General features: G+C 71.4%; 18 protein-coding genes. 9 read left to right on the top strand and 9 right to left on the bottom strand.

Annotated features, from left to right (window positions below; translation table 11 throughout):
• Nucleotides 1–72 precede the first annotated feature (72 nt).
• The 3 genes from ACZ6ZQ_RS04190 to ACZ6ZQ_RS04180 all read right to left on the bottom strand — a co-directional run bounded on the left by ACZ6ZQ_RS04190 (nucleotide 73) and on the right by ACZ6ZQ_RS04180 (nucleotide 3,884).
• Entirely contained in the window at nucleotides 73–1,701 is a 1,629-nt protein-coding gene (locus tag ACZ6ZQ_RS04190) for an acyclic terpene utilization AtuA family protein (protein ID WP_469767309.1), read from the bottom strand.
• A gap of 133 nt (nucleotides 1,702–1,834) precedes the next feature.
• A complete protein-coding gene (locus tag ACZ6ZQ_RS04185; protein ID WP_469767005.1) occupies nucleotides 1,835–2,623 on the bottom strand; it encodes a TIGR03084 family metal-binding protein in 789 nt (262 codons plus the stop codon).
• Nucleotides 2,624–2,942: 319 nt separating this feature from the next.
• Nucleotides 2,943–3,884: an EamA family transporter gene (locus tag ACZ6ZQ_RS04180; RefSeq protein WP_469767004.1), complete on the bottom strand. Its 942-nt coding sequence runs from the start codon at nucleotides 3,882–3,884 to the stop codon at nucleotides 2,943–2,945.
• 135 nt (nucleotides 3,885–4,019) lie between these two features.
• Between ACZ6ZQ_RS04180 and ACZ6ZQ_RS04175 the strand changes: the two genes are divergently transcribed.
• Nucleotides 4,020–4,877 (top strand): LysR family transcriptional regulator, encoded by an 858-nt coding sequence (locus ACZ6ZQ_RS04175; RefSeq protein ID WP_469767003.1) that lies wholly within the window; start codon nucleotides 4,020–4,022, stop codon nucleotides 4,875–4,877.
• 97 nt (nucleotides 4,878–4,974) lie between these two features.
• On the opposite strand, the gene ACZ6ZQ_RS04170 is transcribed toward ACZ6ZQ_RS04175, so the two are convergent.
• Nucleotides 4,975–5,646 carry a hypothetical protein gene (locus ACZ6ZQ_RS04170; protein WP_469767002.1) on the bottom strand — a complete coding sequence of 224 codons (672 nt, stop codon included), beginning with the start codon at nucleotides 5,644–5,646 and terminating at the stop codon, nucleotides 4,975–4,977.
• Nucleotides 5,647–6,041: 395 nt separating this feature from the next.
• Between ACZ6ZQ_RS04170 and ACZ6ZQ_RS04165 the strand changes: the two genes are divergently transcribed.
• Both ACZ6ZQ_RS04165 and ACZ6ZQ_RS04160 read left to right on the top strand, forming a co-directional pair.
• Nucleotides 6,042–6,512: a hypothetical protein gene (locus tag ACZ6ZQ_RS04165; protein WP_469767001.1), complete on the top strand. Its 471-nt coding sequence runs from the start codon at nucleotides 6,042–6,044 to the stop codon at nucleotides 6,510–6,512.
• Nucleotides 6,513–6,838: 326 nt separating this feature from the next.
• Nucleotides 6,839–7,267, top strand: a complete 429-nt coding sequence (locus tag ACZ6ZQ_RS04160; protein WP_469767000.1) for a VOC family protein — start codon at nucleotides 6,839–6,841, stop codon at nucleotides 7,265–7,267.
• 144 nt (nucleotides 7,268–7,411) lie between these two features.
• On the opposite strand, the gene ACZ6ZQ_RS04155 is transcribed toward ACZ6ZQ_RS04160, so the two are convergent.
• The 3 genes from ACZ6ZQ_RS04155 to ACZ6ZQ_RS04145 all read right to left on the bottom strand — a co-directional run bounded on the left by ACZ6ZQ_RS04155 (nucleotide 7,412) and on the right by ACZ6ZQ_RS04145 (nucleotide 9,565).
• Nucleotides 7,412–8,002, bottom strand: coding sequence for a Uma2 family endonuclease (locus tag ACZ6ZQ_RS04155; protein WP_469766999.1), 591 nt, complete (start codon nucleotides 8,000–8,002; stop codon nucleotides 7,412–7,414).
• Nucleotides 8,003–8,444: 442 nt separating this feature from the next.
• Entirely contained in the window at nucleotides 8,445–8,942 is a 498-nt protein-coding gene (locus ACZ6ZQ_RS04150; protein WP_469766998.1) for a hypothetical protein, read from the bottom strand.
• A gap of 215 nt (nucleotides 8,943–9,157) precedes the next feature.
• The gene (locus ACZ6ZQ_RS04145; RefSeq protein WP_469766997.1) at nucleotides 9,158–9,565 is read right to left on the bottom strand and encodes a RidA family protein; all 408 of its coding nucleotides are present in this window, start codon (nucleotides 9,563–9,565) and stop codon (nucleotides 9,158–9,160) included.
• Between the two features lie 140 nt (nucleotides 9,566–9,705).
• Between ACZ6ZQ_RS04145 and ACZ6ZQ_RS04140 the strand changes: the two genes are divergently transcribed.
• On the top strand, nucleotides 9,706–10,086 hold the full coding sequence (locus tag ACZ6ZQ_RS04140) for a winged helix-turn-helix transcriptional regulator (RefSeq protein WP_469766996.1): 381 nt from the start codon (nucleotides 9,706–9,708) through the stop codon (nucleotides 10,084–10,086).
• A 135-nt stretch (nucleotides 10,087–10,221) separates the two neighbouring features.
• Entirely contained in the window at nucleotides 10,222–10,479 is a 258-nt protein-coding gene (locus tag ACZ6ZQ_RS04135; protein WP_469766995.1) for a hypothetical protein, read from the top strand.
• A 46-nt stretch (nucleotides 10,480–10,525) separates the two neighbouring features.
• Here the strand turns inward: ACZ6ZQ_RS04135 and ACZ6ZQ_RS04130 are convergent, their stop codons facing one another.
• Nucleotides 10,526–10,837 carry a hypothetical protein gene (locus ACZ6ZQ_RS04130; protein WP_469766994.1) on the bottom strand — a complete coding sequence of 104 codons (312 nt, stop codon included), beginning with the start codon at nucleotides 10,835–10,837 and terminating at the stop codon, nucleotides 10,526–10,528.
• A 205-nt stretch (nucleotides 10,838–11,042) separates the two neighbouring features.
• On the opposite strand from ACZ6ZQ_RS04130, the gene ACZ6ZQ_RS04125 reads away from it, so the two are divergent.
• The 3 genes from ACZ6ZQ_RS04125 (at nucleotide 11,043) to ACZ6ZQ_RS04115 (ending at nucleotide 13,804) form a co-directional block, all read left to right on the top strand.
• Nucleotides 11,043–11,999: a GlxA family transcriptional regulator gene (locus ACZ6ZQ_RS04125; RefSeq protein ID WP_469766993.1), complete on the top strand. Its 957-nt coding sequence runs from the start codon at nucleotides 11,043–11,045 to the stop codon at nucleotides 11,997–11,999.
• Between the two features lie 199 nt (nucleotides 12,000–12,198).
• Nucleotides 12,199–13,008, top strand: coding sequence for a Cof-type HAD-IIB family hydrolase (locus ACZ6ZQ_RS04120; RefSeq protein WP_469766992.1), 810 nt, complete (start codon nucleotides 12,199–12,201; stop codon nucleotides 13,006–13,008).
• Between the two features lie 238 nt (nucleotides 13,009–13,246).
• Entirely contained in the window at nucleotides 13,247–13,804 is a 558-nt protein-coding gene (locus tag ACZ6ZQ_RS04115) for a hypothetical protein (protein WP_469766991.1), read from the top strand.
• A gap of 20 nt (nucleotides 13,805–13,824) precedes the next feature.
• On the opposite strand, the gene ACZ6ZQ_RS04110 is transcribed toward ACZ6ZQ_RS04115, so the two are convergent.
• A complete protein-coding gene (locus ACZ6ZQ_RS04110; RefSeq protein WP_469766990.1) occupies nucleotides 13,825–16,680 on the bottom strand; it encodes an FAD-binding and (Fe-S)-binding domain-containing protein in 2,856 nt (951 codons plus the stop codon).
• 151 nt (nucleotides 16,681–16,831) lie between these two features.
• Here ACZ6ZQ_RS04110 and serC point away from each other — a divergent pair, with 151 nt between their 5' ends.
• Nucleotides 16,832–17,950 (top strand): phosphoserine transaminase, encoded by a 1,119-nt coding sequence (gene serC / locus ACZ6ZQ_RS04105; RefSeq protein WP_469766989.1) that lies wholly within the window; start codon nucleotides 16,832–16,834, stop codon nucleotides 17,948–17,950.
• The last annotated feature ends 141 nt before the right edge of the window (nucleotides 17,951–18,091 follow it).

The raw sequence follows: 18,091 nt of genomic DNA, 5'->3' as shown, positions 1-18,091 counted from the left end.
GGTGCGGGTTCGCGGGCAGGGGCGGGATCGGGAGCCGCTGCGCGGGGCGGGGGGGAAGCTCACCCGGCGCCGTCACAGCAGCACCTCCGGTACGTCGACATGCCGCGCCCGCAGCCACTCCCCCAGTCCCTTCCCCTGCGGATCGAAGCGGGCCTGGGCCGCGACGCCCTCGCCCAGCAGCCCGGTGACGACGAAGTTCAGCGCCCGCAGGTTCGGCAGGACGTGCCGTACGACGGTCAAGCCGTCCGTCTCCGGCAGGAGTTCGCGGAAGCGGTCCACGGTCAGCTCGTGGGCGAGCCACCGCCACGCCTCCTCCGTCCCCACCCACACCCCCACGTTCGCGTCCCCGCCCTTGTCGCCGCTGCGGGCGCCGGCGACGCGCCCGAGCGCCACGCGGCGAACGGAGCCGCCGGCGGGCAACGGCTCCGGCAGGGGCGGGCCCGGGACCGGCTCCAGGGCGCGGGTATGCCCAGCCGCGGGCACCGTCACCCGCCGGCCGTCCGGCAGCACCGCGACATGCTCGACCGATGCCGCGTCCACGTACGCCGCCTCGAACACCCCGTACGGGGCGCCCTTCCCCGGCGGGGCCGTCACATGGAACCCCGGGTAGCTGCCGAGCGCGAGCTCGATCGCCGCGCCGCTGACGACCCGTCCCACGGCCTGCGCGTCCCGGTCCCTGACCACCAGCCGCAGCAGCGCGCTCGCGGTCTCCTCCGTGTCCGCGTCGGGACTGTCGGTGCGGGCCAGCTCCCAGCGGACCTCCTCGGGCCGGGACTTGGCCCGTACGAAGGCGTCCTCGACCTGCCCCCGCACCAGCTCCGCCTTGGCCTCGATGTCGAGGCCGGTCAGGACGAACACGACCTCGTTGCGCCAGCCGCCGAGCCGGCTGAGGCCGGTCTTGAGCGTGGGTGGCGGGGCCTCGCCCCGTACCCCCGTGACCCGGACGCGGTCCGGCCCGTCCTGTGTCAGTCGTACGGTGTCGAGGCGGGCGGTGACGTCAGGACCGGCGTACCGGGCGCCGCCCGTCTCGTACAGCAGCTGTGCGGTGACCGTGCCGGTGTCCACGACGCCGCCGGTGCCGTCCTGCTTGGTGATGACGGAGCTGCCGTCGGCGTACAGCTCGGCGACCGGGAAGCCGGGCCGGCGTACGTCACGGCCCTTGAAGAACGCGTAGTTGCCGCCGGTCGCCTGCGTTCCGCACTCCAGCACATGCCCGGCGACGACCGCCCCCGCGAGCGCGTCGTGATCCTCCGGGCCCCAGCCGAAGTGCCACTGCGCGGGCCCGGTGACCAGCGCCGCGTCCGTGACGCGCCCGGTGACGACGACGTCCGCGCCGGCCCGCAGGCATTCGGCGATCCCGGCGCCGCCGAGGTAGGCGTGCGCGGCGAGCGCGTCCGGGAAGCGGGCGGCGAGATCGTCGCCCTCGACGTGCGCGACCCGCACGGGCACGCCGACGCGGTCCGCGAGCTCGCGCACGGCGTCCGCGAGTCCCGCCGGGTTGAGCCCGCCGGCGTTGGCGACGATCCGCACGCCGCGTTCATGGGCGAGCCCGAGGCACTCCTCCAGCTGTCGCAGGAACGTCTTGGCGTAGCCGAGGCGCGGGTCCTTCGCCCGGTCGCGGCCGAGGATGAGCATCGTCAGCTCGGCGAGATAGTCACCGGTGAGGACGTCGAGTGTGCCGCCGGTGAGCATGTCGCGCATCGCGTCGAAGCGGTCGCCGTAGAAGCCGGAGGCGTTGCCGATCCTCAACGGGTCCGTCGCCGACGGGGCGGTCGTCGGGTCGGCCGTCGGGTCGGCCGTCGGGTCGGCCGTCAAAGGGCTCAAGGGGTCCATGTCAGGCCCCCTTGGGCGCGCGCCCGGCACCGGCCGGGCCGGCGAAGGCCTGGGCGATGTCCAGCCACCGGTCGGCATCGGCGCCCTCCGCCCGTACGGCGAGGTCGTCGCGATGGGCGCGCTGGGTCACCAGCAGGCAGAAGTCCAGCAGCGGGCCGGTGACGCGCTGGTCGGCGTCCTCGGGCCCGTACGCCCAGGTCTCGCCGTCCGGGGCGGCCAGCTCGACCCGGAACTCGGCGGCGGGCGGTTCGAGGCCGCGTACGGCGTAGGCGTAGTCGCGGGCCCGTACGCCGATGTGTGCGACGTGCCGCAGCCGGGCGGTGGGCTCGCGTACGGCGCCGAGGGCGTCGGCGACGTCCTGGCCGTGGGCCCAGGTCTCCATGAGCCGCGCGGTCGCCATCGACGTGGCGCTCATCGGCGGCCCGTACCAGGGGAAGCGGGCGCCGGGGGGCGCGGTGCGCAGGGCCTGCTGAAGCCGGTCACGGCCGGCGCGCCAGCGCCTCAGCAGCTCGTTCGGCGGCTGTGCGGCGCCCGCTTCCGCGGCCTGGTCGACGAAGGTTTCGGGCTCGGCGAGGGCCTTCTCGACCTCCTTGCCGAACTCGTCGGCGTCCGTGACGGCGAGCAGCGCGACGTCGTCGGTCCAGGCGAGGTGGGCGATCTGATGGGCGATGGTCCAGCCGGCGGCGGGTGTCGCCGCGGCCCACCGCTCCTCGCTCAACTCGCGGACGAGCCGGTCGAGTTCTTCGCTCTCCGCGCGCAAGTCGTCGAGCACGGCGGCAGGGTCGGACACGGTGCGCTCCCCTCGGGACACGGCGGTGTGTCCCGGAGCATGGCAGCGCGCGAAGAAACAAGCAAGCGTGCTTGCTTTACTTTTCGGCCAGCTTCACGGGGCTGAGACCGAAGGCCGGGTGAGGCGGGGAGTCGGGGAGCCCGGGCGACCGGCAGGCGGGGCGACGGGCAGGGGGCGACGGCGCGACGCCCAGGACTTCGGGCGATGCGATGCCGGGGCGGACTCGCCGGACGGAGGCCCGCGCGGACCTGCCGGACGGACGCCGGGGCTGGTCGCCCCCGCACGGAACGCCTGCACGGCGCGCCCGCGCGGGGACGGCTCACTTCGCCCGGGCGCGCCCCACCTGAGTCCGCACCGCGCCCATGCTCGCCGCGACGACCAGCGCGATCGCCAGCGCATCGGCCGCGGACAGGGCCTGGTGCAGCACGAGGAATCCGGCGGTCGCGGCGATCGCGGGCTCCAGGCTCATCAGTACGGCGAAGGTCGGCGCGGGCAGCCGGCGCAGCGCGAGCAGTTCCAGCGTGTACGGCAGGACGGACGACATCAGCGCGACCGCGAGCCCGAGCCCGATCGTGGACGGCACGAGCAGCTTGCCGCCCGCCTCGACCACACCGAAGGGCAGACTGAGCAGCGCGCCGACGGCCATGGCGAGCGCGAGCCCGTCGGCCTGCGGGAAGCGGCGTCCGGTACGGGCACTGAAGACGATGTACGTGGCCCACATCGCGCCCGCGCCGAGAGCGAACGCCGCACCGACCGGGTCGAGGCGGTCGAAGCCGCCGCCACTCAGCAGCACGACACCGCCGAGCGCGAGGCCCGCCCACACCAGGTTGATCAGCCGTCGCGACACGATGACGGAGAGCGCCAGCGGCCCGAGCACCTCCAGCGTGACGGCGGCGCCCAGCGGAATGCGGTCCGCGGACTGGTAGAAGAGCATGTTCATCCCGGCCATGGCGGCGCCGAAGGCGAGGACGGTGCCCCAGTCGGCGCGGGAGTGCCCGCGCAACCGCGGCCGGCAGACCAGCAGGAGCACGACCGCGGCGAGGACGAGCCGCAGGGTGACGACACCGAGCGCACCGGCCCGCGGCATCAGCAGCACGGCCACGGCGGCGCCGAACTGTACGGAGAGCCCACCCGCGACGACGAGCGCGACGGGTCCGAGCGCGCCGGACCTGCGACCCGTACCGGCCTCCAGGGCGCCGGCTGCTTCCGGCACGGCAACGGCGGCCGTCGCCGCCTGCTCCGCACTGCGGGGGCTACTCACCAGTTCCTTCTCTCATCCATTCAAGTGCACTGTGGGTTCAAAATACTGCACCGGAGGCTTACGGTCCACATTCACGCTACGGAACCCCGCGCCGCCCGTGAAATGCCTAGTGGGCTGCGGTTATGCTCCGCGCACATGAGCATCGAGCTGCGTCATCTCCGCTGCTTCCTCGCCATCGCGGAGGAGCGGAGCCTGACCAGGGCGGCCGCCGTACTGCACCTCACCCAGCCCGCCGTCTCCCGCACCCTCGCCGCGCTCGAACGCCACCTTCAGGTCCGCCTCGTCGACCGCTCCACCCACCATCTGGAGCTCACCCCCGAGGGCCGGGCCTTCCGCGACAAGGCCGCGGCGGCCGTCGCCGCTTTCGACGACGCCCTCGACCCGGCACGCCTGCACCACCGGCCGCTGCGCCTCGGTCACGCCTGGTCCGCCTTCGGCCCGTACACCACGCCCCTGCTCCGGCGCTGGCAGCAGGAGCACCCGGACACCCCGCTGGAACTCCTCCGCATCGACGACCGGACGGCCGGCCTGGCGCGCGGTGAGGTCGACGCGGCGGTCCTGCGCGGCCCGGTCGACACCCCCGGCCTGGTGACCGCGCTCCTCTTCACGGAACCCCGCGTCGCCGCCGTCACCTCCGACGGCCCCCTGGCCGGCCGCCCCCGCCTGACCCTCGCGGACCTGGCCGCGGGCCCCGTCGTCCTCAACACCGTCTCGGGCCTGACGACGCTCGACCTCTGGCCGGCGGAGTCCCGCCCCACCACCACCTTCACCGTCGCGAACACCGACGACTGGCTCACGGCGATCGCCGCGGGTCGCGGCGCGGGCGCCTCGGCGGCCTCGACGGCGGAGATGTACCCCCACCCCGGAGTCACGTACCGTCCGCTCACCGACGCCCCGCCGGTCCCGGTCCTCCTGGCCTGGCGCGCGACGGCACCGCATCCGGCGCTGGGGGCGCTGGCGGCGCTGGCCCGCGAGCTCAGCGCCCGGGGGTGACGGGCGAGGCCGCGCCCCCAGAGGCCCGGACGGTCACGCACTCAGGCGCTCACGCACGGACGTGCTCACGTGCTCACGCGCTCACGTGCTCACGTGCTCACATGCGGCGGGTGAACAGCCTCTCGCCTCCCGCGCCGAGCACCAGGACGTTCCTGGCGACCCCGCCGTCGCCGACGGGGTCACCGTCCCACCAGTCGACGAAGACATCCGCGAGCGCCTGAACCTGAGCCGGATCCTGCGTCTGCTCCGCCGGCGTGTAGTCGGTGGACAGTTCGATGTCGTAGTCACGGTCAGTGAGCTGGACCGTCGCAAGAGTCTTGGCATGACGGGCCGACTCGTCCTCGGGGCTCCCGCCGGCCCAGGTGCGGAATTCCTCCAGCAGCCGGGCATCCTGGGTGCGGCGGGTCACGGGGCCGGTGGGTGGGCTCTCGGGGGCATGGGCAACTCCGTCCAGGCAGCCCTGCACCCAGGCGCCGCGGTCGGCCTCGGCGGCGCGTCCGGCGGCCAGGGCCCGTCGCGTGCAGCCGCCCCAGACGGTTTCGCGGACGGCGGCGCCCTTCCCCGACGAGTCGTACACGGCCTTGCCCGCCCTGAGTCCGGCCCGGTACGCCGCCACGTGGGCGGGCTCGCTCGGACTCGGGGACGCGGAGGCGTGCGCGGAGCCCCCGGAGCCCGGGAAGCCCGCGGAATCACGGGAGCCGCACCCGGAGAGCGGGACGACCAACGCCGCGACGGCCACGGCGAGCGTCGTGCGCGTAACCCGATTCATCGTTCCCCCATGTCACCAACGTATCGGCGAGGTGCAGGCGACACCTGCACCCGAGGAGAGCGGATTCACGGCCCGCGGGTTCATCGGGGCACCGAGGAGGGCGGTTCGCCGTCGCAGTCGAAGATCACCAGTTCGACAGGGGGTGGTGTCATGGTGGGCAGCCTATGCACGGCGCCTGCGCAGTGGCCGAAGTCATTCCCTGCACACCACCGCCGACGACCCGTCAGCCATGCTGGCACGTACGGCCCTTACCGCCTGGAACGACGCCCCGGAACCGCTTGTCGGTCACGCCGCGTCTGCGGTACAAACGCGCGACACACAGGGATGAGATTCGGCCACTCCCGTGCCCGAACATCCCGAGAATTGACGTGCACACAACTATGTGGGGGGTCGTCATGCAGGGACGCTGGGAGAAGCTGAAGCAGAGAGGCGGCATCAGCCTGTTCGTCATCGCGGTGGGGGTCGGGGCCTTCTTCTTCGTCGGGAGCGCCTCGCAGGCGCCGACCGGTTGGGGCGCCGCGTACGCCCTCGGCAAGCCCGTCACCGTTGAACTGCCCAACTCCTGCCGCATCGAGACCGTCGGCGACGGCAAGAGCACCGGCAAGTGCGAGGGGGCGAAGTGGACGGCCGACGGCGAAGCCCGCACCGGCACGCTGTACGCCCTCGGGGACGACATCGATCGCTCCGGGGAAGGCGACCTGACGTTCGCCGGTGAGGCGAAGGCCCTCGACGACCGTGCCTACGGCCGCCCCGAGACCTGGCTGACCGTCGTCCACCTCGGCGCTCTCGGCGTGGCGGGCATCGGCGTGCTTGCGCTGCTCGGAAGCCTCGTATCGGTGCTGCTGCCGTCGCGCCGGGCTGCCTGACAGCCCGCGGGCCCAGGGGATCAGGGGGCGTCGTCGGGTGCCCCCTTCTTTCTGGCCAGGGCGTGTCTCTTCGATCAGGTAGCTCGTCGTTCTGCTCATGATGAGTCGGGGGATCCGAAACGGCGTTGCCCCAGCCCCTGATGGTCACTAAGGTCGCTCGGGTGACTGCCGGGTCGGCCATGGGCCATGCACGAGTGAGGATCCCGGCCTCGGCGTGAGCGCGAGGCGGGCAAGAGGCCCGCCCCCCTTCTCCGCGTCTTTGCTTCCCGGCGCCCGTGTGCGGCGCCCCATCCCAGCGGATCCCAAGACCCGGAGACACACCACTGATGTCCTGTGACCAGCAGTACCCGCACGAATCCGAGCCGCCGACGGCCGCCGTCCAGCTGAACCACACCGCCGTCTACGCCAGCGACCGGCACCTGTCTGCCGAGTTCATCGCCGCGATCCTGGGCCTGAAGGCCGGCGCCCCGTTCGGACCGTTCCTGCCCGTCGACCTCGGCAACGGCGTGACGCTCGACTACTACGAGAAGCGCGACGAGCCGATCCAGTCGCAGCACTACGCCTTCCTCGTGCCCGACGAGCAGTTCGACGCCATGATCGCCCGTCTCGAGGCGGTCGGGGTCACCTACTACGCCGACCCCAGTCACACCGAACCCGGCCAGATCAATCGTCTGTTCGGCGGTCGCGGCGCCTACTTCGACGACCCCGACGGCCACAACATGGAGATCATGACCCGGCCCTACGTCCGCCCCTAGCAGGTCGCCTGGCAGCGTTCCGTCGGGCCCTCCCCGCCGAGCGGCTCCAACTTCCTGGCCTGGACCAGCGAGGTGAGCCGCTTGGCGGCGCGGTCGATGAATGCGGGACCAGGACGACGAGCTGCCTGATCGAAGAGACACGCCCTAGTCGCGGGGGAACTCGTCGGTGGAAAGGGTGAGACCGACGGGCGTGTTGGTGAGGTCGACCTCCGCGCCGAAGGCAACGGTCATCTCGACCACGTAGTCGCCGTCCTTGGGCTGGGTGTAGACGTGGCACTTGCCGACATAGGGGTCGGCGACGAGGTAGACGGGAACCTCGGCGGTGGCGTAGGCGGTCTTCTTGGGGCCGTAGTCGTTGGCCCCGGTGCCCTTGGAGATGACTTCCGCGACGAACACGACGTCCTCGTAGCGCCAGAGGCCCTTGATGTTCTTCTCGGCGCCCTCGGCGAGCAGCGTCACGTCGGTGGCGAAGCCGTTGAGGTGACCGGGGTAGTCGATCCGGACATCAGACTTGATCCGCTTCCGTGGGTACTTCGCCCGAAGCTGCTCGATGACGTCCAGGATGATCTCCCAGTGCGTGTCCCGCTGCGGCGACATGCAGACGGCCCCCTCGACGATCTCGACCTTGTATCCCTCGGGGGCGGGCATCCGCTCGAGCGCCTCGAACATCTCGTCCAGGGTGCGCTCGTTGTCGCTCTCGGCCATGTCGATCCTGTCGGTCTCTACGACGGTCATCCTGGCGCTCCTCCCCGGCTGCCGCATGGTCGCCTGCAGCCGCGCCCTTCAACGATACGTACGACCGTGGCGACACGCCCGTGGCGAAAACTGGTCGAATATGCCTAAGTCATGAGCGGTCAGAGGCTCGGTGTACCACCGACGCTCACGCAGCCGGACGAAGGGCGGGAAGACCGGACGGCTACCACACGCGCCACATGCCGGAGGTTGTGAGCTCACGGAACAATCCGTGCATGCACTCCATCGGAACTGACGCATCCGCAGCGACCGTGCCCGAGATCTGGAGACTGCCGTTCGAGCTGGCTTGGGAAGCGTTCCGTGCGGGCAGCCGTCCTGTGGGAGCCGTCCTGGTCGATGCCGCAGGCCACGCGCCGTCATCCGGTCCCATCAGGCTCGGGAACCTTCGGGTACAGGCCACGAAGACGGCCGGCGGTGGTTGCGGTCACGTGCCGCGGCGCTGCTCCTGGACGGCCTTCATGAGGTCCTCGATGGCGGACCGGGTGTCGCGGTCACGCCCGTCGTCGATCGCTTCGAGAGCGGCGGCCGCGGCCTCACGAATGTGGTGGGGGAGCCCGTCGGCGGCCGTGAGGTGGTAGGCGGCCTTACGGCGCGCCGCGCGCTCGGCGGGGTCTACTGCGCCGGGGCCGGACAGCGGAAAGACGGAGGTCCTGTACGCGGATATCTCCAGCACCACCATGTCCGCGATTCCGTCGGCGTACCCGAGCGCGGCGGCTTTCCCCTGTCCTTCCCGAATGCTTGCGATCATTCGACGGCGGGACAGGGCCGTGCCCAGGGCGCCGCCACCTCCCAGGGAAAGTGCGCATGCGACGGCGAGGAACGGGCCGTCCCAGACGAAGCCGGTAAGTCCTCCGAGGACCGCGAGCGCGACGGTCCATGCAGCCGCTGTCCGGGAGCTTATTTGCTCGGGTGTGGTGTCCATGGTGGGAGTGTCCCAGCCGGTGCCAACAGCCCGGCCGCCGACCTCAGATGTCGGGCAGCCACTCCGAGAACGCCGGCCGCACGGAGCCCTGTCGGTCAGGCTGCCGGTTCGAGCCGGACATGGTCTCCCACCTCGACATCTCGCTGCCCGCCGTGCCCGGCCCCCGCGCCGCGGCGGACGCCGGGCTCAGGCAGCCCGGGGCGAGGAGCGCCTGTTCAGTCGATGACGGCGGTGGCTTCGATCTCGACCAGGTGATCGGGTACGTCCAGTGCCGCAACGCCCAGCAGCGAGGCAGGAGGTGTCGCGGTGACTCCCAGCTTCGCGGCCGCCCGACCGAGCCCCTCCATGAGCAGGGGCATCTTGTCGGGGGTCCAGTCGACGACGTAGACGGTCAGTTTCGCCACGTCGTCGAAGGAGGCACCGATCTCGGCCAGGGCGGTGCCGATGTTGAGGTAGCACTGCTCGACCTGAGCGGCGAGGTCTCCTTCGCCGACCGTGGCACCGTCGACGTCCCAGGCGACCTGCCCGGCGATGAAGACCAGCTTCGACCCGGTCGCGATCGACACCTGCCGGTAGGCGTCGATTTCCGGCAATCCGCTGGGGTTGACCAGGGTGATGGCCATGCTGCCTGCCTCCATTTCCATGGGAGCCGCTCTCTTGTTCCATGTGTTCCACGCGAGCCGCTCTCTTGCGGTTACTCAGAAACCGTAGGAGAGTGTGCGCTGACATGGAAGAACGCACTTCTAGGTGACTGGGGAACCTGATGGTGACCAAGCAGTTCAGCGGCTCGCCCGAGGATGCGGACCTGAGGCGTGCGGACTCTCTGGCGCGGGAGATCTTCTCGGACATCGCCAACAAGTGGGCGCTCCTGATCATCGAGTCTCTCGGTGAACGCACGCTGCGCTTCAGCGAATTGCGGAACGAGATCGAGGGCGTCAGCCACAAGATGCTCACCCAGAACCTGCGCATGCTGGAGCGCAACGGTCTGATCGAGCGGACGGTGCACCCCGTCGTGCCGCCCCGGGTCGAGTACACCCTCACCGAGCCGGGCCAGGCCCTGCGGGTGACGATCGACGGACTGTGCGACTGGACCCACCGGTACCTCGGTCACATCGAGGCCTCCCGCCACCGCTTCGGCGCCTGACGGGTCGAGGACCCGCTTGCCGCGCAGCCGGCAGAAGCAACCCTTCCGGCCGTGCGGCGGTCCTACCAAGCGTCGCACTCAGAGGGCAGCCTCTGTCGATTCGTACCGGTAAACCGACCGGAAAGGGTGCACTCCATGGTGCTCGATCCCGATTACTGCCTGGACGTTCCGGAGGGGTTCGACGACTCGGACGCCGAGACCCAGGTACATCCCATCGCCAGGAAGCTGTTCCACGCCACAACTGCCGCGGAAGTCTTCAAGAAAGCCCATGAGTGGGTGCGGGAACAAGAAATCCTCGTGACGGACGTGTCGTGGGATTACCTCCACGACGAGGACGAGCCCTACTTCCTGAGCATCTATTTCGTCTTCGAGCTGGATCCCGAGGACGCCTGACCACGACTGTGCACTGGTAGTCGTACCGCTCGGAAGCGAATGACGTTCACCTTCGCGCGCAGGTTCGGACGTCGGCGGGGGGCCGGACGGGAGGATGGGCACCGACCCTGGGGCGGTGGGCCGACGGACGCCAGTTCCCCAGGGCGTCGCGATGGAGGAGGAGGACCTCGGTCCAGGTCTCGTCGAGCGGCGCGTACTCGCGCGCTTCCCGCTCCGGGAGGGAAGCCGCCTGCCGTGCCGCAAGCCGCCGGGCGTCGTGCTCGTCCTTGGCGTCCCGGACGACGTAGAAGTGCCTGACGGTCCGATCCGCACCGGTGCGGAGGCGGAACCCCACCATCCACAGATGATCGATGAACAAGAGACCGCTCCCTTCGGCGACTGGTGGTCGTCCTTCGCTCTTGGGGCCGTGGCGCTCACGCTAATGACTGGCCGAAATGCGGCATAGGGGCTGGATCGACAAACAGCAACGGATTCCCGCCACACGTCTGACGTGGGAGGATCCCGCCTTTGGGGTTTCTGTTCGGAGTGTTGGCATTGGCCGGATTGCGTCTATCGTTGATGCCATGCACACCGTGGCAGTTCTCGCGTTGGACCGGGTGCTGGCGTTCGACCTTGCGGTACCGGTCGAGGTTTTCGGATGTGTCCGGCTGCCGGATGGCCGGCGGCCGTACCAGGTGCGGGTCTGCGGAGTGACGCCGGACGTGGACAGCGGCACGTACGTCGTACGGGCACCCTGGGGGCTGGAGGCGCTGGCCGACGCGGACACGATCATCGTGCCCGGCCGCGCCGATTTCAGCTGCCCGCCCGCTGAGGAGGCCCTGGAGGCGTTGCGGGCAGCAGCGGCGCGGGGGACCCGGATCGCCTCGATCTGCTCGGGAGCGTTCACCCTGGCCCAGGCGGGGCTCCTCGACGGTCTCGCCGCGACCACGCACTGGCTGGCCACCGGTCTGCTCGCGGAACTCCACCCGAAGGTGGAGGTCCGTCCGGACGTGCTGTACGTCGACAACGGCCGGCTGCTGACGTCGGCCGGGGCGTCGGCGGGCCTGGACCTGTGCCTGCACATGGTCCGGCAGGACCTGGGCTCTGCCGTGGCGGCCGACGCCGCCCGCCTGATGGTGATGCCATTGGAGCGGGAAGGCGGTCAGGCTCAGTTCATCGTCCACCAGCAGCCCCCGGTACCTCAGGGGTCGGTGATCGAACCGGTTCTCACATGGATCGAGGAACACCTGGGCCAGGACCTTTCCTTGGAGACCATGGCGGCCCGATCCGGGCTGAGCGAGCGGACCTTCAGCAGGCGGTTCCACGAACAGACCGGCACCACGCCCCTGCAGTGGCTGCTGCGCGCACGGGTCCGCCGGGCCCAGTACCTGCTGGAGACCACCGACGACCCGGTCGAGCGCGTGGCCGGCCAGGCCGGGTTCGGCTCGCCCACCGCATTCCGCGAGCGCTTCAAGCGAGTGACCGGAACCACGCCGCACGGCTACCGCGCCTCGTTCCGCGGTCAGCGCACCAGCGTGTAGACCGGCCTGCTGCGCGATGCCGGGGTCCGGCGGCACTCGGGTGACGGCGTCGGTGCAGAACAGTGCCCGGTAGCGCGTCAGCAGTTGCTCCAGAGCCCGGGACGCGCTCCCGTCCCCGCGCGTCCGCACTTCGCGCATGGCCGCGGACGGTACAGACCGCGTGAACCCGCCTCCCGGAACGGGTCCGTAGCATGAGGCGATGCAGCGACCCCGGCTGATCGCCACCGACCTGGACGGCACACTCCTGCGCAGGGACGGCACCGTGTCGGAACGCACGCTCAGTGCGCTGCGGACCGCCATCGACGCGGGCACGGAACTCGTCTTCGTCACGGCGCGACCGCCCAGGTACGTCGACGCGCTCGCCGCCGCGACCGGGCTTGCCGGGACGGCGGTGTGCAGCAACGGTGCGCAGGTGTACGACGTCGCCACACGCGCCGTCATCCGGTCCCGGACCCTGTCGCTGAACACCGCTCGCAGGGTGGCGGCAGCGCTCCAGGATGCCGCCCCGGGACTGGGCTTCGCCGTGGAGACGGGCCACCACATCCTGTACGAGCCGGCGTACGGTCTGCGGTTCTTCGAGGACATCGCTGCCGAGTCGCCCGTTGCGTCCCTGGCGGAGCTGTGGCTGCTGGACGTGCCGATCGTGAAACTGCTCGCCCACTCCCACCGGTTCGACGCCGACATGCTGGTCACCATGGCGGAGGCCTCCGCAGGCGGCGCGGCGCAGTTCACCCATTCCGGCGGTCGCGGTCTGCTGGAGATCAGTGCGCCCGGCGTCACCAAGGCCGCCACGCTCTCGGCGCTGTGCGCCGAGTGGGGCATCGGCGCCGACGACGTCATCGCCTTCGGCGACATGCCCAACGACCTGACCATCCTGCACTGGGCAGGTACCGGCTACGCCATGGGCAACGCCCACCCGGCCGTGCTCTCCGCAGTGGCGCGACGCACGGTGTCCAACGAGGAGGACGGCGTGGCCCGCGTCCTCGAGCAGCTCTTCGCCCGCGGCTGAGCCGCGTCTCATCTGCGCGTAGGGCGTGCAACGGATGCGGCCTGGACGCCGCACAGGTCTCTCGCCAACTCCCCATGCCTGGCTACTGTGTGCGCACGCACGATCGAGACGATCACACGGGGGATCCATGTCAGGAACCAACGATGCAAGACCCGGGCGCCTCCACGCATGTCCGGGCTGCGCTCTCACGGACCAGGTGTCAGGTGTTCCCGCCGTCTATCACTCCGGCCGGGACAGCATGACCGAGGTATCGGCGCGCGACTCGGACGGCCGTCGTACCGTGCGGGCGGCGAGCACGGGGCTGACCAAGGCGCTGGCGCCCGCACCGGTGCAGGAAACCGCAATATCCGGGTACGGCTGCCTCGGCATCGTCGCCACCGTGGTGTCCGTCGGCACGTTCATCGGCGGTATGCAGGCCGGCCACTGGTTCGAGGACGAACCCGCCCCGGCCGGGGATCAGTACGGCGGCGGCTACGGCATCTCGCAGGAACCGGCCGCCGACGCGTCACCGGACTTCGCCTTCCTCGGGTGGATATCGGCGATCGCCTTCCTCGCAGCAGTGGTTCTGATCGCCACGGCCGCCGGACGGCGCGCGGCCCACCGCAGAGCGCTGGCCGGGCGCCGGGTCGCCGAGGAGCTGTGGGAGCAGGCCTGGTACTGCGCGCGATGCGGCACGGTCCACTTCCCCGACACCCCCGGGCAGCCGGTCCGGGCGCTCGGCCTGCGGGAGTTCCGCGCGATCGTCTGGGGCGCCGGCGGGTACGGCCATCTGGCCGAGCAGCATCCGGTGGTGTGACCGGCGCTCAGGCCGGCCGGTCACGTCTCCTGACCGTCCGGCCGTGGCTCCATCTGTGCCTCCACTGCTGCCTCCGCAAGGGCTTCCGCCAGGACCTCCGCCAAGTGCCGCCCCCGCCGCCCCGCCAGCTGCTCCAACTGTGTCCGGCACGAGAAACCGTCCGCCAGGAGCACGGCATCGTCACCGGCCGCCCGCACAGCCGGCAGCAGCTGGTCCTCGGCGCAGGCCACGGACACCTCGTAGTGGCCGCGCTCGAAGCCGAAGTTGCCCGCCAGGCCGCAACAGCCGCCGCTCAGGGCCCCGGCGAGGCCCGCGCGTGCGCGCAAGCGCCGCTCCGCCGCGTCGCCCAGGACCGCATGCTGGTGGCAGTGGGTCTGGCCGACGGCAGGACGGTCGATACGAGGTGGGCTCCAGTCCGGGGCGCACTGCTCCAGTCCCTGGGCGAAGGTGCGTACCGACGCCGACAGGCGCGCCGCGCGCGGATCGTCGCCGAGGAGCTCCGGGAGGTCCGTCTTCAGCGCCGCCGCGCAGCTCGGTTCGAGAACGACCACGGGTACGTCCATGTCCAGCAGCGGCTCGACCGTGTCCAGAGCCCTGCGCATGACCGCACGTGCGCGGTCGAGCTGGCCGGTGGAGACGTAGGTCAGGCCGCAGCAGACCCGGCGCCGTGGCAGCACGATGCCGATACCGGCCGCCTCCATCACCGCCACGGCGGCCTTCCCGGCCTCGGGCGAAAGGTGATCGGTGAAGGTGTCAGGCCAGAGCACGGCCGTACGGCTCTTCGCCGAGATCCGCGTGCGGTCGCCCAGGTGTCCGCGCATCCAGCGCCGGAACGTCACCGGCGCGAGCGCCGGGATGTCGCGTTCCGGGGCGATGCCCGCCAGGCGTTTCGCGAGCGAAGCCGACGGGCGGACGCGCGCCGCCGCGTTCACCACCCCGGCGAAGGGCGCGGCCAGACGCAGCCACTGCGGCAGCCGCCCCATCGCATAGTGCGACGCCGGCCGCACCCGTCCCGCGTAGTGGTGGTGCAGGAACTCCGCCTTGTACGTGGCCATGTCGACGCCCACCGGGCAGTCGCTGCGGCACCCCTTGCACGACAGACACAGGTCGAGCGCGTCCCGTACCTCCTCGGAGCGCCAGCCGTCCGTCACCACCTCCCCCGCGAGCATCTCGTGCAGCAGCCTGGCGCGCCCGCGCGTGGAGTGCTGTTCCTCGCCGGTCGCGCGGTACGAGGGACACATCACACCCGGACCGGAACTCGGCCCGTCCACACGGCACTTTGCCACTCCGACGCACCGCCGCACCGCCCCGGCGAAGTCCCCGCCGTCGTGCGGGTAGCCGAACTCCGCATCGACCCGCGTGCGCGGCAGCACGTCGAAGCGGAGGTTCTCGTCCAGGCGCGCCGGCCGCGCCAGAACGCCCGGGTTCAGCCCGCCCGCCGGGTCCCAGACGTCCTTGAACCGGCCGAAGAGGCCGACCAGTTCGTCCCCGTACATCTTCGGCAGCAGCTCCGCCCGCGCCTGACCGTCCCCGTGCTCGCCCGACAGCGAGCCGCCGTGCGCCACGACCAGCCCGGCCACGTCCTCCGAGAAGGAACGGAAACGCCGCACCCCCTCCTCGCTGAGCAGATCGAAGTCGATACGGACATGGATGCAGCCGTCCCCGAAGTGCCCGTACGGCGTCCCGCGCAGCCCGTACTGGGCCAGCAGCGCCCGGAAGTGACGCAGGTACGCGCCGAGGCGCGCCGGAGGCACCGCGCAGTCCTCCCAGCCCGGCCAGGCCTCGCTGCCGTCCGGCATCCGGGTCGCGGTGCCGGCGGCATCCTCCCGGATCCACCACAGCGCGCGCTGCGCGGCCGGGTCGGTGACGACGGCCCCGTCCAGCGCATCCGCGCCCCGCACGATCTCCTCCGCGCGCGCCCGCGCCTCGCCGCCCGTCGCCCCGCCCGTCTCGACGAACAGCCAGGCGCCGCCGCGCGGCAGCCCGGCCGCGTCCGGCACCAGGTCCCGCGCCATCCCCTCCACGGTCAGCGGCCGGTACGGCAGCAGACCGGCGGCGGCCTCGGCGGCGGCGCTCTCGTCGGCGTACCCGAGCAGGGCGAGAGCACGCGCGGGCGGTGAGTCCACGAGCCGTACGGTCGCCTCGGTGAGCACGCCGAGCGTGCCCTCGCTGCCGCAGAAGGCACGCGCGAGGTCGGTGCCGTTCTCGGGCAGCAGCGCGTCGAGCGCGTAACCGGAGATACGGCGCGGCAGTCCACCCGGGAAGCCGGTGCGCAGCAGCGCCAGGTTGCCGGAGACCAGCTCCCTCAGCCCGGCCGGGACGGCGGCCCGCCCCCATCCCTGGCCGAGGCGGATCTCGTCACCCCCGTACGTCACCACCGACAGTTTGCCCACGTTGTCCGCGGTCGTCCCCCACGCCACCGAGTGCGACCCGCACGCGTTGTTGCCGATCATCCCGCCGAGGGTGCAGCGGCTGTGCGTCGACGGATCCGGCCCGAACGTCAGTCCGTACGCCCCCGCCGCCTCCCGCAGCCGGTCCAGCACCGCCCCCGGCTGCACGACGGCCGTGCGTGCCTCCGGGTCCACGGAGACCACCGACCGCATATGGCGGGTGAAGTCCAGCACCACGCCGACCCCGGTGGCCTGGCCGGCGATCGACGTCCCGGCGCCCCTCGGCACCACCGGCACCCCGTGGCTCCGGCAGACGGCGAGCGCCGCCGCCACGTCCGCCGCGTCGCGCGGGGCGACGACCCCGTCCGGGACCCGGCGGTAGTTGGACGCGTCCATCGTCATCAGCGCGCGGGCGCCGGCGCCGAAGTCCACATCGCCGCGGACGCCCGCCCGGAGGGCCCGTTCGAGCTCCTTACGATCAGCCATACGGTCAGCCATGCGCTCAGCGTGCCCCGGACGGCGCGTACGCACCCGCCCGATCGGGCGACACCGAGCACTCGTCCCAACCAGTGATCGCTTGTCTCATTCGCCGGACATTGCCCCCGGTGACCTGGCGGAACCGACTAGGCTCCGGCTCGTGGCCGATATCCAGATTCCCGCTGACATCAAGCCCGGCGACGGCCGTTTCGGCGCCGGACCCTCCAAGGTGCGTACGGAGGCGCTGGACGCCCTGGCCGCCACCGGTACGTCCCTGCTCGGTACGTCCCACCGCCAGGCCCCGGTCAAGAACCTGGTCGGCGAAGTGCGCAAGGGCGTAAGTGACCTGTTCTCGCTGCCCGAGGGCTACGAGGTGATCCTGGGCAACGGTGGCTCCACCGCGTTCTGGGACATCGCGACGCACGGGCTCATCGACAACAAGTCGCAGCACCTGTCCTTCGGCGAGTTCTCGTCGAAGTTCGCGAAGGCGGCGAAGCTGGCCCCGTGGCTGGCCGAGCCGAGCGTGATCTCCTCCGACCCGGGTACCCACCCGGAGCCGCAGGCCGAGGCCGGTGTCGACGTCTACGCCTTCACCCACAACGAGACCTCGACCGGTGTCGCGGCGCCCATCAAGCGCGTCGAGGGCGCCGACGAGGGCGCGCTCGTGCTCGTCGACGCGACGTCCGGCGCGGGCGGCCTGCCCGTGGACATCGCCGAGACGGACGTCTACTACTTCGCGCCGCAGAAGTCCTTCGCCTCCGACGGCGGCCTGTGGATCGGCGTGTTCTCGCCCGCCGCGCTGGAGCGTGCCGCCCGGATCCACGCGTCCGGCCGCCACGTACCGGAGTTCTTCAGCCTCCCGACGGCGATCGACAACTCGCGCAAGAACCAGACGTACAACACCCCGGCGCTGTCGACCCTCTTCCTCCTCAACGAGCAGTTGAAGTGGCTGAACGGGCAGGGCGGCCTGGACTGGTCGGTGCGCCGCACCGCCACCTCCGCGCGGAACCTGTACGGCTGGGCCGAGGAGTCGAAGTACGCGACGCCGTTCGTCGCCGACCCGGCCAAGCGCTCGCAGGTCATCGGCACGATCGACTTCTCGGACGACATCGACGCGGCGGCGGTCACGAAGGTGCTGCGCGCGAACGGGATCGTGGACACCGAGCCGTACCGCAAGCTGGGCCGCAACCAGCTGCGGATCGCGATGTTCCCGGCGATCGACCCGGCGGATGTGCAGGCGCTGACGGCCTGCGTCGACTACGTCATCGAGAAGCTGTAGTCACCACCGGCATGTGAGTCACCATCGGTATGTGAGTCACCAGCAGCACGTGGAGGGCCCGGCGGCATTCGGCCGCCGGGCCTTCGTCATGCCCGGCCGGTGCGCCGTGCGCACACCGTGCCGGTTGCGTGGAGGTGGCGT

The sequence above is a fragment of the Streptomyces sp. NPDC053673 genome, from assembly GCF_055585225.1.
The sequence above is the reverse complement of the archived record's forward strand: the minus strand, read 5'-3'. Positions and strand labels throughout refer to the sequence as shown.

Coding starts and splice junctions, on each gene's coding strand:
- ACZ6ZQ_RS04190 (WP_469767309.1), bottom strand. CDS start 1,701: ATGCGCGACATGCTCACCGGCGGCACACTCGACGTCCTCACCGGTGAC.
- ACZ6ZQ_RS04175 (WP_469767003.1), top strand. CDS start 4,020: ATGAGCATCGAGCTGCGTCATCTCCGCTGCTTCCTCGCCATCGCGGAG.
- ACZ6ZQ_RS04170 (WP_469767002.1), bottom strand. CDS start 5,646: ATGAATCGGGTTACGCGCACGACGCTCGCCGTGGCCGTCGCGGCGTTG.
- ACZ6ZQ_RS04165 (WP_469767001.1), top strand. CDS start 6,042: ATGCAGGGACGCTGGGAGAAGCTGAAGCAGAGAGGCGGCATCAGCCTG.
- ACZ6ZQ_RS04160 (WP_469767000.1), top strand. CDS start 6,839: ATGTCCTGTGACCAGCAGTACCCGCACGAATCCGAGCCGCCGACGGCC.
- ACZ6ZQ_RS04155 (WP_469766999.1), bottom strand. CDS start 8,002: ATGACCGTCGTAGAGACCGACAGGATCGACATGGCCGAGAGCGACAAC.
- ACZ6ZQ_RS04150 (WP_469766998.1), bottom strand. CDS start 8,942: ATGGACACCACACCCGAGCAAATAAGCTCCCGGACAGCGGCTGCATGG.
- ACZ6ZQ_RS04145 (WP_469766997.1), bottom strand. CDS start 9,565: ATGGCCATCACCCTGGTCAACCCCAGCGGATTGCCGGAAATCGACGCC.
- ACZ6ZQ_RS04140 (WP_469766996.1), top strand. CDS start 9,706: ATGGTGACCAAGCAGTTCAGCGGCTCGCCCGAGGATGCGGACCTGAGG.
- ACZ6ZQ_RS04135 (WP_469766995.1), top strand. CDS start 10,222: ATGGTGCTCGATCCCGATTACTGCCTGGACGTTCCGGAGGGGTTCGAC.
- ACZ6ZQ_RS04125 (WP_469766993.1), top strand. CDS start 11,043: ATGCACACCGTGGCAGTTCTCGCGTTGGACCGGGTGCTGGCGTTCGAC.
- ACZ6ZQ_RS04120 (WP_469766992.1), top strand. CDS start 12,199: ATGCAGCGACCCCGGCTGATCGCCACCGACCTGGACGGCACACTCCTG.
- ACZ6ZQ_RS04115 (WP_469766991.1), top strand. CDS start 13,247: ATGACCGAGGTATCGGCGCGCGACTCGGACGGCCGTCGTACCGTGCGG.
- ACZ6ZQ_RS04110 (WP_469766990.1), bottom strand. CDS start 16,680: ATGGCTGATCGTAAGGAGCTCGAACGGGCCCTCCGGGCGGGCGTCCGC.